11 protein-coding genes are annotated in these 17,778 nt (G+C 68.7%); 7 read left to right on the top strand and 4 right to left on the bottom strand.

Annotated elements, in window-relative coordinates; translation table 11 throughout:
- Complete coding sequence (locus CLT68_RS14490; protein WP_099851479.1) at positions 1–996, top strand: ABC transporter ATP-binding protein; 996 nt, start codon at positions 1–3, stop codon at positions 994–996.
- An 11-nt stretch (positions 997–1,007) separates the two neighbouring features.
- The gene (locus tag CLT68_RS14495) at positions 1,008–1,733 is read left to right on the top strand and encodes an ABC transporter ATP-binding protein (RefSeq protein WP_099857153.1); all 726 of its coding nucleotides are present in this window, start codon (positions 1,008–1,010) and stop codon (positions 1,731–1,733) included.
- An 84-nt stretch (positions 1,734–1,817) separates the two neighbouring features.
- Here CLT68_RS14495 and CLT68_RS14500 read toward each other — a convergent pair whose 3' ends face one another.
- Positions 1,818–2,315: a hypothetical protein gene (locus CLT68_RS14500; protein WP_143743181.1), complete on the bottom strand. Its 498-nt coding sequence runs from the start codon at positions 2,313–2,315 to the stop codon at positions 1,818–1,820.
- A gap of 63 nt (positions 2,316–2,378) precedes the next feature.
- Positions 2,379–2,831, bottom strand: a complete 453-nt coding sequence (locus CLT68_RS14505; RefSeq protein ID WP_099851481.1) for a GNAT family N-acetyltransferase — start codon at positions 2,829–2,831, stop codon at positions 2,379–2,381.
- Between the two features lie 420 nt (positions 2,832–3,251).
- On the opposite strand from CLT68_RS14505, the gene CLT68_RS14510 reads away from it, so the two are divergent.
- From CLT68_RS14510 to CLT68_RS14525, 5 genes are all read left to right on the top strand, one after another.
- Positions 3,252–7,118 (top strand): LamG domain-containing protein, encoded by a 3,867-nt coding sequence (locus tag CLT68_RS14510; RefSeq protein WP_143743182.1) that lies wholly within the window; start codon positions 3,252–3,254, stop codon positions 7,116–7,118.
- Between the two features lie 91 nt (positions 7,119–7,209).
- Positions 7,210–13,887, top strand: a complete 6,678-nt coding sequence (locus CLT68_RS14515) for a polymorphic toxin-type HINT domain-containing protein (RefSeq protein WP_099851485.1) — start codon at positions 7,210–7,212, stop codon at positions 13,885–13,887.
- Entirely contained in the window at positions 13,880–14,152 is a 273-nt protein-coding gene (locus CLT68_RS32580; protein WP_143743183.1) for a DUF7660 family protein, read from the top strand. Before CLT68_RS14515 ends, CLT68_RS32580 begins: the two co-directional genes overlap by 8 nt.
- 11 nt (positions 14,153–14,163) lie before the next feature.
- Positions 14,164–14,475, top strand: coding sequence for a hypothetical protein (locus tag CLT68_RS14520; protein WP_099851486.1), 312 nt, complete (start codon positions 14,164–14,166; stop codon positions 14,473–14,475).
- A gap of 85 nt (positions 14,476–14,560) precedes the next feature.
- Positions 14,561–15,073: a potassium channel family protein gene (locus tag CLT68_RS14525; protein ID WP_099851488.1), complete on the top strand. Its 513-nt coding sequence runs from the start codon at positions 14,561–14,563 to the stop codon at positions 15,071–15,073.
- Here CLT68_RS14525 and CLT68_RS14530 read toward each other — a convergent pair.
- Entirely contained in the window at positions 15,000–16,571 is a 1,572-nt protein-coding gene (locus tag CLT68_RS14530) for an alpha/beta hydrolase (protein WP_099857156.1), read from the bottom strand. The two genes, CLT68_RS14525 and CLT68_RS14530, sit on opposite strands and share 74 nt — an antisense overlap.
- A 58-nt stretch (positions 16,572–16,629) precedes the next feature.
- Positions 16,630–17,745, bottom strand: coding sequence for an ATP-dependent DNA ligase (locus CLT68_RS14535; protein WP_099851490.1), 1,116 nt, complete (start codon positions 17,743–17,745; stop codon positions 16,630–16,632).
- Positions 17,746–17,778: the final 33 nt, after the last annotated feature.

Here is a 17,778-nt window from a genome sequence, read left to right on the forward strand (position 1 = left end):
ATGACCGCTACCGCCCAGACTCCACTGGTGCCGGACCTGGCCGCCCTGCAACAGCGGGCAGCGCAACGCGCCGCCGAGCGGGCCGGCGGGCAGGACCGCCTGCGCGGGCACATCGTCTGCGACGGCCTGGTGCGCATCTTCAAGACCGAGGGGGTGGAGGTGGTCGCCCTGCAGGGGCTCGACCTGGTCATCGACCGGGGTGAGCTGGTCGCGATCGTCGGCGCCTCCGGCTCGGGCAAGTCGACCCTGCTCAACATCCTGTCCGGCCTGGACACGCCGACCGCCGGCATCGCCCGGGTGGCCGACTACGACCTGCTCTCGCTCTCCGCGAAGCGTCGGCTGAGCTACCGGCGGGAGCTGGTCGGGTTCGTCTGGCAACAGACCGGCCGTAACCTGCTGCCGTATCTGAGCGCGCTGGAGAACGTCGAGTTGCCGATGCAGTTGGCCGGCAAACTCAGCGGCAAGGCCCGTCGGCAGCGAGCCCGGGAACTGCTCGACATGGTCGGCGTGGGCTACTGCGCCGACCGGCGGCCGGGGCAGCTCAGCGGCGGCGAGCAGCAGCGGTGCGCGGTCGCGGTGGCCGTGGCCAACGACCCGGAGGTGCTCTTCGCCGACGAGCCGACCGGCGAACTGGACGAGGCGACCGGCGCCGAGGTCTTCGCGGCGCTGCGCACCATCAACGCCGAGCTGGGCGTGACCATCGTGGTCGTCACCCACGACCACGCCGTGGCCACGCAGGTCCGCCGGACCGTCGCGATCCGCGACGGCCGGACCGCCTCCGAGGTACGCCGGACCGCTCGGGTCGGCGCGGACGGCAACACAGAGCTGGTCAGCGAGGAGTACGCGGTGCTGGACCGGAACGGCCGGATGCAGCTACCGGCCGCGTTCGTCGACGCGCTCGCGCTGAAGGAGCGGGTCCGGCTCGACCTGGAGCCGGACCATGTGCAGGTACGGCCCGGTGACCGGGCCTCGGAAGAGCGGGGGGCACGGGCATGAGCCAGCAGGACATGGTGGTGACCGGCGCGGCCGGGTTCGGCGGTGTGTCCTCGGCGCACACCGCAGAGGTGGTCCGGGTCAGTGACGTCAGCCGGACCTTCGGCCGGGGCGAGCACGCGGTCCACGCCGTGCAGGGCGTCTCGTTCACGGCCAATCGGGGCGAACTGGTCGCCATCCGGGGCCGGTCCGGAGCCGGCAAGACCACCCTGCTGAACCTGATCGGCGGACTGGACCGGCCGGACAGTGGTCAGGTGGTGGTGGCCGGGCACGAGGTCACCTCGGCGGGAGAGGCGGAGCTGCTGCGGCTGCGCCGGGGCACGGTCGGGTTCGTGTTCCAGACCTTCGGGCTGGTGCCGATCCTCTCCGCCGCCGAGAACGTCGGAGTGCCGTTGCGGCTGGAGCAGGTGCCGGCCGCGGAACGGGAGCAGCGGGTCGCGGTGCTGCTGGAGCTGGTCGGCCTGGGTGGGCACGCGGCGCAGCGTCCCTACGAGCTCTCCGGTGGGCAGCAGCAGCGGGTCGCGGTGGCGCGCGCGCTGGCCAACGAGCCGGACCTGCTCATCGCCGACGAACCCACCGGTCAGCTCGACTCGGAAACCGGACGCTCCATCATGGACCTGCTGCGCGCGGTGGTGCACGCCCGTGGCATGACGGCCCTGGTGGCGACGCACGACCCGGCCCTGATCGACCTCGCCGACCGGGTGCTCGTGCTGCGCGACGGTCGCCTGGTCGACGGCTGACGCTGCCGGGTTAGTGGCCCGACGTTGGCCCACGCCGTCGCGGTGCTCCACAGCGTTGGTACGGCGGTAGGGCGAGGGCGTTCCCTACTGCGTCCGGTCGGGCCGGTCGTGCTCGGGCCGGTCGGCGCGTCTCTGGCCGTCAGGAAGGGACCCGGCGAGCGGGATCAGCAGGTAGCCCAGCAGGGCGAGGAGAAGACCGGCGCCCGGCCTGGTCGAGATCAACTCGTGTTTGACGTAGGGGTCTTCGGCCTCGAAATACCAGTACGCCCCGGTGAGGCTGCCGCAGGCGAGCACGTCGGAGATGAGCATTCCCAGGCTGGCTTGCCGCCAGACCCAGCGGGCCGGGCCGGTGTTGGCGAGCGACAGCACCGCGAACACGGCGGCGATCACCGCGAACGGTAGCGCCCAGCCGAGCATCGTCGAACCCGGAGTGGTCTCCGTCCGATCCAGGTAGACGCTGTGCCACGCGGGCAGCCAGAACGCGACGACGACCAGGAGGACGCCGACCGCCAACAGCGCCGAGCCAGTCCGCCACCATGCCGGGCGCGACGCTGCGGCGCCGCGAATCGTCGGCCCGCTCATGGCAGCGAACGTAACCCGGTCGGGGCGACTCCCACTGCCCCGCCGGGTGAACGCGACGCCGGGTCAGAGCGCGAGTTTCATGCCCTCGTGGCTGGCCACGAAGCCGAGGCTCAGATAGAAGCGGTGCGCGTCCTCGCGGGTCTTGTCGGTGGTGAGCTGCACCAGCGCGCAACCCCGCTGCCGGGCCTGGTCGACCGCCCAGGTCATCAGCTCCCGGCCCAACCCCTGGCCGCGCCGGTCGGAGCGGACCCGGACCGACTCGATCAGCGACCGTTCGCTGCCGTGCCGACCGAGGCCGGGGATGTAGGTGATCTGGAGGCAGCCGACCAGCTCGCCGCCCTGCTCGGCCACGATGAGCTGGTTGCGCGGATCGGCGCTGATGTCCGCGAACGCCCTCTCGTAGGCCTCGTCGACCTCGGTGAAGTCGCGGGCCTTGCCCAGGACGTCGTCGGCGAGCAGGGCGATGACGGCGGGCAGGTCGCCCCGGACCGCCTCCCGGTAGGTCACGTCACTCATCCGGTGAGAATCTCATAGTGACGGGAATGCGAATGGGCCTGTAGGGCCCGCTCAATTTCTGTCGATTCGCCATCCTTCGATCCACCGCATCGCACGTATTTCACCGTTGTGGGTGGCTTGCGACGTGACCCGACGGCCATACGGTGAGCCCATTGATGGAATCTATTGATCGTTGTGGCCCATGGCGTCGTGGCCGAACCCTCTGTAGCGTGTGCCGCACATTCGTTGATCACTTTGCCTCACGGGGGTTTGGCAGTGCCGTCGACTCGTTCTGTTTGGCGCGCGTCCACTGTGGTCTGTGCCCTGCTGGCGTCGTTGCTTCACGTGGTCTGGCCGCCCGATCGCGCCGCCGCGGAGCAGGCGGATTCGTGCGCAGTCAGGGTGTTGCCGACGGCCGAGTCGGAGCGTGCCGCTCAGGCTTTGGCAAAGTCGTGCGACGCCTCCGTCGAGGTGCTCCCGGCGGCAACGGAGACGACCAAGGTCTTCGCCCAGCCGTCCGGTGACTTCACCTTCGAGTCGTGGGCCGAGCCGCGTTGGACCAAGCGGAACGGATCCTGGCGGCAGATCGACACGATGCTGGCGGTGGGAGCGGACGGCCTCGTGCGCCCGGTCGCGTCGACGGCCGACGTGGTGTTCTCGACCGGCGGGGCGGGCCCGTTCGCCAGCATGGCTGGCGCCGGCGCCACCTTCTCGCTCGGCTGGCCGAGCCCACTTCCGTCGGGCGTCATCGACCGGGACACGATCACCTACCCCAATGTCCTGCCCGATGTCGATCTGGTCGTCCGCGCCGAGAAGTCGGGATTTTCCCACCTGCTCGTGGTCAAGACTGCAGCCGCAGCCAATAATCCGGCGGTTCGCGAGACGCGGTACGTCGTGGGCGGCTCCGCTGACGTGGCAACCGGGAGCGGGGGAGTCGTCATCTCCGGCCCCGACGGCGTGCTCGCCGCCGCGCCGCCAGCGCTGGCCTGGGATTCGGCTCTGTCGCCCGTGGCGTCGGGGGCTCGGCGTTCGGGGCTCGGTTCGTCGACCGGTGCGCATCCGCCGGGTGCGCGCTCCAGCGTCCACGGCCCGGCCGAGACCGCTGCTGTCACTCCGGTCTCCGTACGAGTCAAAGACACGACGATGACGGTGGCCGCAGCTCCAGAGATGCTGGCCAGTGACCACTTCCCGATCTTCATCGACCCTACCTACGACAAGAAGCCGTCTCGCTGGGCACCGGTGAACGACTCGAACTCCGGCACGGCTTGGACCTCCGGATCGGCCTGGCCCCGGGAGGTCGCACGGGTCGGGTCCAACTGGGACAATTACTCCGACATTTGGCGGTCGCACTTCCAGTTCGACACCACGGCTCTCGCCGGCAAGCGACTCACCGGGACGCCGAGCGTCGACGCGTACGCCGTGCACTCGGGCGACTGCGCCGGCGAGTCGGTCGGCATCTGGCAGACGGGAAACCTGTCCAGCTACACCAACAGCTGGGACGGGATGGCGGGCCGTTGGATGCACGGCGGCGCCCTGCAGGCGAAGTTGATCAAGGCCAACAGCAGCAGTTGCAGCGGCCAGTCGGCCAACTGGGTGGCGTTCAACGCGGCGGCGATCAAGGCGAAGATCCAGGACAACGCCGACGACGGACTAGCGGCGATGACGTTCGGTTTGCGGATGGGCACCGAGAGCGGCGGTCGCTGGGCGAAGTTCGACCCGAGCAACGTGAAGCTGGTCGCGACCTATCAACACAAGCCGACCTCTCCAGTTGCGATCAGGACCGCGCCGGGTGGCAACTGCAGCACGACCTCGCCGGGTCCGTGGGTCAACGTCGCCACCCCGACGCTGTACGGCAAGGCCAGCGACGCTGACGGCACGGTGAAGGTCGTGTTCGACCTGAACGGCCCGACGAGCCCGGCGGAGTACACCTCCGCGTGGACCAACTCGGGCGTGGAGCGCGGTTGGACGGCTCCCACGCTCGCCGAGGGCAACTACAACTGGCGGATGCGCGGCACGGACGGCACAGACGCCACCGGTTGGACCGGCGCCTGCTATTTCCGGGTGGACCGGACCGGGCCCACCACCCCGGTGGTCACCCGCACCTCGGGAACCCCGGTCGTCGGGCAACCGGTGACGCTCAGCTTCACCTCGTCCGACGCCCGTTCGGGGATGAAGCAGTTCGCCTACGGCATCGGTGTCGACGCCATGCAGACGTTCAAGGCCTCGACGGGCACGACGTCCATCACGTTCACCCCGGAAGCTGGCCGCACCGTCGTGTACGTGTGGGCGCAGGACACCGCCGGCAACTACTCCGCACGGGCTGCTTTCAACTTCTTCACCGGCCGGATCACCGAGGCGCAGTCCCAGGGCGCTTGGCGGCTCGACGGGGATGGGCTCGACGACTCCGGCCAGGGTCGTGACCTGGCGCTGGGCAGTGGAGTCAGCTACGGACCGGACCGCCGGGGGAACGCCGACGCCGCCCTGAACTTCACGAGTATGGGCTGTGCGGAGACGTCGCCGGCGATCCGCACCGACGCCGAGTACACGGTCGCCGGCTGGGTGAAGCTGGCCTCGAAGAACGGCAACAAGACGATCGTCTCGCAAACCGGTTCGGCCGACTCCGCCTTCGTCCTCAGCTACAACGCCGATGCTGACGGGTGGCGGATATCGCTGACCGACGCGGACAGTCCGACCGTCACCTACGCGATCCTCAACGGGCCGTCCCCGACCGTTGGTGTGTGGCAGCACGTGGCCGCCACGGTCGACCCGGTGGCGAAGGTCATGCGCCTATACGTCGATGGAACGCTCGCCGCCGAGAGCGCCATTCCCTTCACGCCGTGGAACGGCCAGTCGCGGCTTCTTCTCGGCTGTGCCGGAGGCGAGTCTGAGTCCTGGCATCATATGACCGGCTCCGTCGATCATGTCGGAGTCTGGCAGGGCCTGCTCTCTGACGCGCAGATCGCCCGCGCGGCTACCGAGTTGCCCGCCGGTCTGGTTGGCAACTGGCAACTGCGTGGTGACGGCGTCGACTCGACTAACTTCAGCCGGGTTGCGACCGTACCGGACGGTGTGAGCTGGGTGGACGACCAGTTCGGCCGGACGGAGTCGGGGGCGCAACTGAACGGCAACCAGTGCCTGACCACGGCCGGACCTGTGGTGCGAACCGACGAGTCGTTCACCGTCGCGACGTGGGTCAAACTGGTTGACGTCTCGGCAGGTGCTCAGACCGCGCTCGGTCAGGACGGCGAGCAGGTCAGCGGCTGGTTGATCGGTGCCAGACAGGGTACTGACGGGACGCCGATCTGGTCGATGGTGATGACGAACGCGGACGCGAACAGCGATTCCTCAGGCTCGGTGATAGCCAGGGCCAGTGCCGCCGGCCAGTCCGGCAAATGGACGCATCTGGTTGGTGCGTTTGACGCCGCCGACAAGCGGTTGAGCCTGTATGTCAACGGGACGTTGGCCGAGTCCGTGACGCGGGCCGCTGGTCCCTGGCACGCCAACGGGCCGCTGACGATCGGGTGCGCGCGCTACGACAGCAGGACGGTCGACTGGATCAACGGCGCGGTCTCGGACGTCCAGGTTTGGCGGGGGGCCCTGACCGCCGCCGAGGTGGCTGCGGTGCACGGCGGCAACCCGCCGGTGAAGATGGAGGCGCTCTGGCCGTTGGACGGTCCGGCGAGCGACACTCCGACGTACCTGACGGATGTGTCCGGCAACGGACGGAACCTGACCATCAACGGCACCTACGGCTGGACCCGTGATCGGGGCTTCGGCCGGGATGGAGCACTGGGTCTGGAGTTGGCGGACGGCTCCTGTGCCGAGACGTCCGGCCCGACGGTTCGCACCGATGCCTCGTTCACCGTGACCGCCTGGGTGCTACTGGAACAGACCACTGGGCAGCACACGGTGGTGTCGCAGGCCGCCGGTCATCTCGGCGGCTTCTACCTGAAGTACAACTCGACCTATAACCGATGGCACTTCGGACTGCCGTCCGCAGACGAGGGTAATCCAACGAATTGGCACACCGCCGAGTCACAGCAGCCGCCGATGCTTGGCAAGTGGACGCACCTGGCGGGCGTATACGACGTGGCAGCGGGCAAGGTGCGTCTGTACGTCGATGGTGAGCTGCAGCATGAGGTTGATGGGCCGGCATCGCCGTGGATGGCCGGCGGACCCACGCTGATCGGTTGCGATGGTGCGATCGACGGCGGTCGGTGGTTCCCGTTCGGCGGCGTCGTCGACGATGTCCGGCTTTGGACATCCACCTTGGACCCCGACCGAATTGCCGACCTCGCGGCTGGCTGACCGCCTCGGGTGAGGGGTGTGGCTGGACGCCGCACCCCTCACCGTGCCTACCCGACCTTCCTTTCCTCCCCTCGCACGTCTGGAAGAGGCCATGTCGAGTTCCCCCATCGCACTGTCCCGCCCTCGACGGCTGATCGCCCTGAGCACCATCGCGGTGCTGGTGGCGTCGACCCTCGCCGTGACCGAACCCGCTCAGGCGGCCGAGGTGCCATCCGGTGATCGCGCCGTCAAGGCGACCAAGGCGGAGTCCGTCCGCCGAGTGCCGGTCGACCGGACCCCGCTGCCGGACGACAGCGGCAGGTGGGCCGGGCCGAAGCACGCGACCTGGCCGACGGCGGGCGGGGCCACCCTCGCGGTCGCCGAAACGCGGCGGGAGCGGCTGCTCAATGGCGACCGGCAGTCGGGGTCGGTGGTGCGGGGACGCGCCGGTGGCCTACCTGTGTCGGCCTCGGCGGTCGTCGGCAGGCCTGCCCCCGACCAGGCCCGCGTGCAGCTCCTAGACGAGCAGCACTCCCGCTGGCTCGGGGTCAGCGGCCCGGTGGTCGTGGTGAACGGCGACGCCGGGACGGTCGACGCAGCCTTCGACTATGCCGAGATCCGGCAGCTCTACGGCGCGGGCTGGGGTGAGCGGCTGACCCTCAAACGGCTGCCAGCCTGCGCGGCGACGACCCCGCAGCGGTCTGAGTGCCAGGAGACCGATCGGGTTGACGCGACCAACGACCCGGCCACCAGCACGCTGTCGACCACTGTCGACCTCACCGGTGCGGCACCGATGGTCTTCGCCATCACCGCCGAGGAGTCCTCGGAGGAGGGCGACTACAAGGCCACCGACCTGAAGGCGTCGGGATCCTGGACTGCGGGAGACAGCTCCGGAGCATTCTCCTACTCGAACCCGCTGCGCCTGCCGCCGGCAGAGGGTCCGCTGCCGGAGATGTCGCTGGACTACTCGTCACAGGTGCTCGACGGGCGGATGGCCGGCGCCAACAATCAGGCGTCGTGGGTCGGCGACGGGTGGGATTACGCGCCGGGCTTCATCGAACGCACCTACGCCACCTGCACGGATGACCGCGACGCGGTCGCCGGCAAGGATCCGAACAACAAGGACAAGAAGACCTACGACCATTGCTGGAAGGGTGACTCGCCGAACGTCACGGTCTCGCTCAACGGCAGCAACACGTCCCTGATCAAGGATGACGCCACGGGCGTCTGGCGGGCCCAGAGCGACAGCAACTGGCGGATCCAGTTGGACGGCAGTCCGGCGACGTCGGGCAACGCCACGACCGAGCGGTGGACTGTCACCACGCCCGACGGCACCCGTTACTTCTTCGCGGGCGAGGCCGCCGCGACCGACTCGCGGTGGACGATCCCCGTCTTCGGCAACCACTCCGGCGAGGAGTGCCACGCCACCGTCTTCAAGGACTCGTCCTGCAAGCAGGCCTGGCGCTGGATGCTCGACAAGACCGTGGACGTGCACGGCAACACGGTCCGCTACTACTACCAGGGCGAGACCGGTCACTACGGCGCTGCTGACGACAAGGACAACCGGCAGTCGTTCACCCGGGGCGGCTACCTGACGCGGATCGACTACGGGCTGCACGCCAACCATTCGAGCGTCGCGGCCACCGGGCGGGTGGTGTTCAGCGTCGCCGACCGGTGCCTGGCAACCGAGTGCCACAAGGATGGCAAGCCGGTCAAGGCGAACTGGCCGGACGTGCCGTGGGACAAGGAATGCGACGCGGCGCCCTGCACCGACAAGCTGGCACCCGTCTTCTTCAGCACCAAGCGACTCACGAAGATCACCACCCAGGTACGCAACGGCAGCGCCTTCCCCGACGTCGAGTCGTGGAGCCTGAGTCATGAGTTCAAGGCGCCGAAGGTCGCCGGTTCGGCGTCGCTGTGGCTCAAGGAGATCGTGCACGCCGGGCACGTCGGTGGCCTCGTCACCGACCCGCCGGTGCGGTTCACCGGGGTGGAGTTGGCCAACCGGGCCAATGTCCTGGCGGGGGCGCCCCTGTTTTCTCGGTGGCGGATCCAGAACATCCGCACCGAGTCGGGTGCCGACATTCACGTCACCTACTCCGATGCTGACTGTGACCTGAACGACCTGCCGGGTTCACCGGAGACCAACTCGCGGCTCTGTTACCCCGTGTACTGGACTCCGGACGGGTACACGGATCCGAAGCGCGACTGGTTCCACAAGTACGTCGTCACCGAGATCTCCGAGATCGACCGCACGGCCGATCAGCCGGCGATCACGACGCGGTACGAGTACAGCACCGATGGGGGTGGCACGTCCGTCCTCTGGGGCTACGACGATGGTGAGTTCACCAAGAAGAAGCACCGTACGTACGGGCAGTGGCGCGGTTACTCCCAGGTGGTCACCAAGGTCGGTGAGCCGGGTCGGGGCGTACCGCTGACCACTCGCAAGCGGTTCTACCGGGGTCTGCACGACCAGCCACTGCCAGGCGGTGGCCGGCGCAACGTCCAGGTGTCCGACTCCGAGAACAACACCTTCTCGGACCAGGCGGCGCTGGCCGGTTCTCCACTCGAGGAGGCGACCCTCGACGGGTCGAACGTCGTCGAGGCGTCCACCACGCAGTACTGGACCCGCCAGACAGCCGCGCGCACTCACTCCGGTGGCACCGACCGGGCGTACCTCACCGGCCCGTCGGTGGAGAAGACCCGCAAGTTGCTCGCGCCGAACGTGTGGGCGCGGACGGAGACTCGCACCACCTATGACTCGGACGGCCAACCGGAGACGGTGTCCGATCTCGGGAACACCGCCCGTACCGGTGACGAGACCTGCAGCACCACCACGTACGTCAAGAACGGCACCGCGTGGATCCGGGCGGCAGTGTCCCGGGTGGAGACGGTCGCCAAGGCATGTGGCGAGACGGTGACCCGCCCGGCGGACGTCATCTCCGACGTCCGGACCTACCACGACGGCTCGGACACTCACGGCTCCGTTCCCAGCAAGGGCCTGGTGACCCGCGAGGAGACCCTCGACACCTGGAACGGCGGACCCGTCTACGCCACCACTTCCCGGAGCGGCTACGACGCCCTCGGGCGGATCGAGAGCGCGACGGACGCCCGCGGTGGGATCACCACGACCACCTACACACCTGCGGGCCCGGGGCCGGTCACCCAGACGGTCACCATCAATCCACTCCAGCACAAGACGACCACCACCCAACAGCCGGCCTGGGCCGAGCCGACCTCGGTGGTGGACGCCAACGACAAGCGCACCGACCTGGCGCACGACCCGTTGGGGCGGCTCACCAAGGTGTGGCTGCCCGGCCGAGCGAAGGCCACCAAAACCCCGAACCTGGAGTTCGGCTACTCGGTACGTGCCGACGGACCGCTCGCCGTCACCACGAAACGACTCGGCCCCAACGAGACGTACATCACCGAGATAGGGCTCTTCGATTCGCTGTACCGGCCCGTCCAGACCCAGGAGGACTCCCTCGGTGGGAAGCGCCTGGTCGAGTCGACGGGTTACAACGACCGGGGCCTGGAGGCGTACAAGGCAGGTCCGGCGTACGTCACCGGCGCACCGGCCGACGAGCTGCTGCAACTCAACCCGGGCGAGGACCGTGTCCGCACGGTCCTGAGTCATGACGCCATCGGACGGGTCGTCAACGAGGGAACCTGGTCGGGCCACAGCCAGTTGTGGGCCACGGTCACCAGCTACGGCGGCAACCCGGACGGCTGGCAGGTGGCGGTCACCCCGCCGCGGGGCGGCACGGCCACCGCGACCATCAGCGACGTCCACGCCCGGACCAGCGAGCTCCGGCAGTTCCACGGGCTCACCCCGAGCGGCGGGTACGACGCCACGAGGTACACGTACACCCCGCGCGGGGACCTGGCGACCGTGACCGGCCCGACCGGCAAAATCTGGCAGTACGGGTACGACCTGCGCGGCCGGGAGGTGCGCACGCTCGACCCGGACAAGGGCGAGACGACCCTCACCTACGACAACAACGACGACGTGACCTCGTCGAAGAATGACCTCGACGACGTGGTCTCCACCGAGTACGACGTCCTCGGACGGCAGAAGAAGCGCCTGGTCAACGGTCAGCTTGCCGCCGAGTGGGCGTACGACACCGTGGCGAAGGGGCACCTGTCTAAGCAGGTGTCGACCGTCGACGGACACCAGTTCGTCCGGGAAGTCTTCGAGTACAGCGACGCCTACCAGGTCGCCGACGAGGAGGCGCGCATTCCGGCGATGCCCGGCCTGGGGACGGCGGCCGGGACCTACGTATCGACGCACACCTTCAAGGCCGACGGGTCACCCGACCGGATGAGCGTTCCCAAGGTCGGTGCCCTGGAACGGGAGGTGATCGCCCACACGTACGACGACCTGGGCAACGTCACCCGGTTGGTGGGCACGTCGTACCCGTCGGGAACGAACACCGTCTACGTCGACGCCGCAACCTACTCGCCCTACGGCGAGGTGCTGAAGCGCGTCCTCGGGGTCAACAACAAGCCGCAGGCGTACCAGACCTACGTCTACGACGACCCGACCCGTCGGCTCAAGGAGTTCTATTTCGACCGGGACGCGACAGTCAACAACGTCGCCGCCCTCTCCTACGATTACGACCCCGAGGGCAACGTCCTGTCGATGGCGAACACGCCGCTCGACAACGACGACAAACCTCGCCATGGCGACAGTGACGTCCAGTGCTTCCAGTACGACCAGTTGAGGCGGCTCACCCAGGCGTGGACGCAGGCGGCCACCGCCTGTGCCGCGGATCCGACCGCGGGCGGCATCGGCGGTAAGTCGCCGTACTGGAAGGCGTACGCCTACCACGCTGACGGTTCCCGCAAGTCGGTTACCGACCGTCGTACCGGTGTCGCCTCCGACTACGGGTACGCCGCGGCGGATGCTACCCAGCCACACGCGGTTCGGACCGTGACCACCGGCAGCCGGGTGGACCACTACGACTGGGATGCCACGGGCAACCTCACCTACCGCAAGGTCGACGGGGTCACCGAGAACCTGGAGTGGAACCCCCAGGGCAAACTCCAGAAGATCACCGGACCGGGCGGCACGACCCGGATGGTCTACGACGCCGATGGCAACCGGATCGCCCGGATCGACCCGAACGGTCAGGCCACCGTCTTCGTCGCCGGGCAGGAACTGGTCGTTCAAGGTCAGAACACCACGGCGACCCGGTACTACGAGCACGCCGGCGACACTGTCGCTTCTCGGGCCGCGTCCACTGCGACAGGTCCGACGGATCTGACCTGGCTCGCCGCCGACCAGCACGACTCGGCGCACTGGGCGGTCAACTCGGTCACCCGGGTGGACACGGTCCGATACTCCGACCCGTTCGGAAACGCCCGATCGGGCGGCACCGGCGGCACCTGGCCCTCCGGCCAGCGGGGCTTCGTGGGCGGCATCAGCGATCCGACCGGCCTGTCGTTGCTGGGTGCCCGGTTCTACGACGCGGCGCTGGGCGCGTTCATCTCCGTCGATCCGGAGACTGACGAGTTCGACCCGCAGCGGATGCACCCGTTCGCCTACGCGAACAACAACCCGGTCACCTTCGCCGACCCGGACGGCCTCTTCTTCGGAAAGATCAAGAATGCGGCCAGCCGGGCCGCCAACGCGGTGGCGAACACCGCCAAGTCGGCGGTCAAGACCGTGGTCAACAACGCGGGCACGATCTCCGCGGTCGCGGGCGGGATAGCCATGGTGGCGGCTGTATTGCCACCACCAGCCCAGGTGGTCGCGGCCGCTGCCGCCGCCGTGTCGGCGGTGGCAGGCGCCATCGACACCGCGAAGACCTGCGCCGGCGGCGACACTGCGGGCTGCGCCATGGGTATCGCGTCGATGGTGCCGGGAGTCCGGCAGGCGAAGACAGCTGCTCGTGGTGCCGGCGCGGTCAAGAAGGCTGCGAAGGGGAAACGGCCGAGCGGTTGTAACAGCTTCCTGCCCGGCACGCCGGTCCTGATGGCCGATGGTAGCTACAAGGCCATCGAGGAGATTCAGCTCGACGACGTCGTGTGGGCGGCCGACCCGGAGTCGGGCAAGGAAGGCGCCCGACCGGTCACTGCGCTGATCACCGGCGGCGGACAGAAGGCGCTGGTCGACATCAGCATCGACTCGGACGGTGACGGCGTTGCCGACGGCACGGCGACCGCCACCGACGGCCACCCGTTCTGGGTCGGCAACCAGCAGGAGTGGCTGCGCGCCGAGCATCTGAAGCCAGGTGATCTGCTACTGAGCCCGGACGGTGCTCGGGTCAGCGTCATCGCGGTCGTCGCCTATGGCGCGGTCGCGACGGTCCACAACCTCACTGTCGACGACATCCACACCTACTACGTCCTGGTCGGCGACACCGACGTCCTTGTGCACAACCAGGGCGGTCCGGATGAGATTTGTGAGCTGGACGCGAGGGATATCCGGTTCACCCAGGACTCGGCCTCAAACCAGTTCAGTGATCATCCGGGAACACTGCTCGAGCTGGCCGAGCAGCTCAAGCGCGGCAAAGAATTCAACCTCCCAGCCATTCGCGTGTTCGAGGAGAATGGCAGAATGTACTCGCTCGACAACCGGCGCTTGCTGGCGTATCAGATCGCCAACCGACCGATCAGGACGCGCAAGGCGACCCGGGATGAGGTTTACAACGAACGATTCAATCCGAGCAAGAAGAGGAAAAAGAACACAGAGGTTGATGGAGGTAACCGGATCACGCTCAAATCCTCGACCAGAAATCCCCAGTGGCAGCGAACATGGCATAAAAGGGCGGGATGGGATGCATGACGTAGAACGCTTTTTCGTGGACCCCTCGGGCGAGCACGTGGGGCTGATCGAGACTGTGCGGTCGCACGACGATCTGATTGAGTTCGTGGTGGCATTACGGAGCGATCTGGTGGAACGGCGGGAGAAATGGGAGAACGGGAATTTGGGGGACTATCTCGGATCCATCGCGAGAGCTTTCCGGGACATGGTAGGAGATGAATATGAAGATCCCGATCGTTGGGCCGACACAGCTGGCTGGCTGTGGGTCGGACGGAACTACGAGTAGAGGTAACGGAGGTGATCAGGGCCTTGAGCGCTGATTCGCGAAATTCAGAAATCGACCACTTCCTCGGGTCAAGCGGCCAAGTTGATGACGAGTTCGATCGGCTAAGCGAGACGGTGGCGTCCGAGTCTGACTTCCTCGCATTCTTGGAGGCGCTCCTGCGAGATGATCACTTCACGGACTGGGAGGGGTCGATCGAGGGGTACCTGGACGTGCTTATTTCCTGGTTGCGGTCGACGGAGGGGCGACAACGCATGGCGGCTTACTCGAACGAATTCTCGGCAATGGCGGCGGCGTTCTATGCCGGCATTGCAGAACGTGGATGATGGAACGGTTGGAGGAAGCCAGGTATCGGTAGTTCGCGGCAGATGGGTCGGCGCCACTTGCGGGCAACGGGCAGCATGGGGCGGCATGGAGCTCCTGCTGCTGCCGTTCCGGTGGATCTACCGGGCGTTGGTGTGGTTCGCAAACTCACCCCGCACGCTGATCACGTCGTACCTGCTGATGATCGTCGTGGCCGGGGTCATCTACGGCGAGGTCGAGCACCGCAGCCCCGCCGACGCCGTCTGGTGGGCGGTGGTGACCGCGTCCACCGTCGGGTACGGCGACATCTCGCCGACCACCTGGGCGGGTCGTACGCTCGCCGCGCTGCTCATCTCGACCATGGTGCTGCTGGTCATCCCGCTGATCACCGCGCACTTCGCGAGCCGGCTCATTGTCGACGACGACGCGTTCGTGCACGAGGAGCAGGAGCAGCTCAAGACCGACGTCCGCCGGATGCGGGCGCTGCTGGAGGAGTTGGCCGCCCGGCAGGGGATCGAGGTGCCACCGCTGCCGCCGGTCCAGCCGGTCAACGGGCCGGGCAGCGCAGGCCCTCGCGGGGGACGGTCAGGTCGATCAGGTACGCGTCGACCGCGTCGGTGATGCAGGACGTCTGCGGGTAGGCGGTGTGCCCCTCACCCTCCCAGGTGAGCACCCGGCCGACGCCCAGCATCGAGGCGAGCCGGGGCGTCTGCTCGTACGGTGTCGCGGGGTCGCCGGTGGTGCCGACCACCACGATCGGCGGCGCGCCGTTGGCTTTCCCGGTCGGGTAGGGGTCACGCCCGCCCGGCCACTCCACGCAGCTCAGCATGCCGACCGCCAGCGCCGGCCCGAACAGCGGGTATTTGCCGCGCCACTCCGACTGCAACTGCCGGATCTGCTCCCGGCTCGGCTTCTCCGTCTCGTCGGCGCAGTTGATGGCCAGGTTGGCGTCGAACAGGTTCGAGTAGTGCCCGTCGTCGGCCCGGCCGGCGTACGCGTCGGCGAGCCGGAACACGTCCTTCGGGTCACCCTCGCCCAGCCGGTCGATCGCCTGGGCCAGCTCCTGCCAGCCGGATTCGGTGTAGAGCGACGAGATGACCGCGTAGAACACCCAGCCGGCGGTGGCCTCCCGGCCGTCGGCGCCGCGTACCGGTGAGACCTTGGCCTTGTCGATGGCCGAGGTGACAGCGGCGCGTGCGTCCGGGGCGATCGGGCAGCGGCCGGCGTTCGCCGCGCACCAGCGGGTGAAGTTGGTGAAGGCCCGCTCGAAGCCGCGGGCCTGGCTCTCCGAACCCTCCACCAGCCGCTGCTGCGGGTCGACAGCGCCGTCGAGCACCAGCGCCCGCACCCGCTGCGGGTAGAGCTGGGCGTACGTGGCGCCGAGCAGGGTGCCGTAGGAGTAGCCGAGGTAGGTGAGCTTGTCGTCGCCCACTGCGGCGCGTACCGCGTCCATGTCGCGGGCGGCCTGCTCGGTGCCGTACAGCGGCAACTGGTCGCCGTAGCGGTCGCCGCAGCCGCGCCCGATCCGCTGGCTCAGGCCGACGAAGCCGTCGAATGCCGACTGGCTCGTCGGGTCGGGGTCGAAGCCGAAGCTGGCGTCCAGGTCGGCGTCGGAGATGCACTTCACCGGGCTGGACCGGGAGACGCCGCGCGGGTCGAAGCCGACGATGTCGAAACGCTCGGTGATGGAGGCGGGCAGCCCGCCGAACTGGGTGCCGAAGGACAGGTAGACGGCGGTGTCGATGCCGGAGCCGCCCGGGCCACCCGGGTTGACCACCAACGAGCCGACCCGGTCGCGCTGCTTGGTGGACCGGGCACGCAGCAGGGCGATCTCGAACGTCTCCCCGGCGCCCGGGCCGGTGCTCGCTCCGGCCCCGGTGCCCCAGTCGCGGGGCACCGCGATGCGCGCGCACTCGTAACGCATGTCCGGTGCGCCACGCCCGACCAGTTCGTCGGGCACCTCCGGGCAGGGCCGCCACGTCGGGGTGCTCCCGGTCGGCGCGGCGGCACCCTCCACCTCGGTGCGCGGCGCGAACGCCGGCAGCGTGCAGCCGGCGGTGAGCAGCGCGGCCGCCACGAAGGCGGCCAGGTGCCGACGGACCCGGCGAGTGGTCGCCATCCGGGGCTGACGGTCGGTGCGGGTCACGTGGTCCTCCGGGATCGGGTCGACGGCCAGGTTACGCCGGGCCGGTGGCGGCTCGGTCCACGGTGGCCGTCGGGTCGCCGCGCAGCACCTGGTCCACATCGAAGCGGATCGGGCGCTCGAGCTGGTCGTAGCGGCAGGAGCGGGGGTCGCGGTCCGGGCGCCAGCGGACGAACTGGGCGGTGTGCCGGAACCGCTCGCCCTCCATCGCGTCGTAGCCCACCTCGACCACCAGCTCCGGGCGCACCGGCTCCCACTCCAGGTTCTTCGTGCCCGTCCACCGGCTCACCCCGCCGGGGATGCGCTGGCCGCGTTCGTGGTCGCCGTGCACCCACGGGTGCTCGCCTCCGGTGTCCCGGTAGGGTGCCAGCTCGTCGAGCAGCTCGGCGCGGCGGGCCATGCTGAACGACGCGCTCACGCCAACGTGGTGCAGGACCCCGGAGTCGTCGTACAGGCCGAGCAGCAGCGAGCCCACCACCGGGCCGGACTTGTGCCAGCGGAACCCGGCCACGACGGCGTCCGCGGTGCGGGCGTGCTTGACCTTGAACATCAGCCGTTTGCCCGGCTCGTACGGAAGGTCGGCCGGCTTGACGATCAGCCCGTCCAACCCGGCGCCCTCGAACACGTCGAACCAGCGACGGGCAGTGTCCGGATCGGTGGTGACCTGGGTGACGTGCACCGGCGGACGCACCCCGGCCAGCGCCTCGACCAACCGTTCCCGGCGGCGCGGATAGGGCTGGTCGAGCAGTGCCTCGTCGCCGATCGCCAGCAGGTCGAACGCGACGAAGTCGGCCGGAGTGGTCTCGGCCAGCATCTTCACCCGGGACGCGGCCGGGTGGACGCGCTGGGCCAGCAGCTCGAAATCCAGCCGGGGCTGGCCGCTCGGCCCGTCGCGCCGGATCACGATCAGCTCGCCGTCGACCGCGCACCGCTCGGGTAGCTGTCGACGGGCCTGCTCGACCACCTCGGGGAAGTAGCGGGTCATCGACTTGCCGCCCCGGCTGGACAGCTCGACCTCGTCGCCGTCGCGGAACACGATGCACCGGAACCCGTCCCACTTGGGCTCGTAGGTGAGGCCCGGGGTGGTGGGCAGCTTGGGCACGCTCTTGGCCAGCATCGGCTCGACCGGCGGGTTGATCGGCAGGTCCACGGCGCCAGTCAATCAGACGGTGCCGACAGTCGT

This window comes from Micromonospora sp. CNZ299 (genome assembly GCF_002754415.1).

Coding starts and splice junctions, on each gene's coding strand:
- CLT68_RS14515 (WP_099851485.1), top strand. CDS start 7,210: ATGTCGAGTTCCCCCATCGCACTGTCCCGCCCTCGACGGCTGATCGCC.
- CLT68_RS14500 (WP_143743181.1), bottom strand. CDS start 2,315: ATGAGCGGGCCGACGATTCGCGGCGCCGCAGCGTCGCGCCCGGCATGG.
- CLT68_RS32580 (WP_143743183.1), top strand. CDS start 13,880: ATGCATGACGTAGAACGCTTTTTCGTGGACCCCTCGGGCGAGCACGTG.
- CLT68_RS14490 (WP_099851479.1), top strand. CDS start 1: ATGACCGCTACCGCCCAGACTCCACTGGTGCCGGACCTGGCCGCCCTG.
- CLT68_RS14530 (WP_099857156.1), bottom strand. CDS start 16,571: ATGGCGACCACTCGCCGGGTCCGTCGGCACCTGGCCGCCTTCGTGGCG.
- CLT68_RS14495 (WP_099857153.1), top strand. CDS start 1,008: ATGGTGGTGACCGGCGCGGCCGGGTTCGGCGGTGTGTCCTCGGCGCAC.
- CLT68_RS14505 (WP_099851481.1), bottom strand. CDS start 2,831: ATGAGTGACGTGACCTACCGGGAGGCGGTCCGGGGCGACCTGCCCGCC.
- CLT68_RS14525 (WP_099851488.1), top strand. CDS start 14,561: ATGGAGCTCCTGCTGCTGCCGTTCCGGTGGATCTACCGGGCGTTGGTG.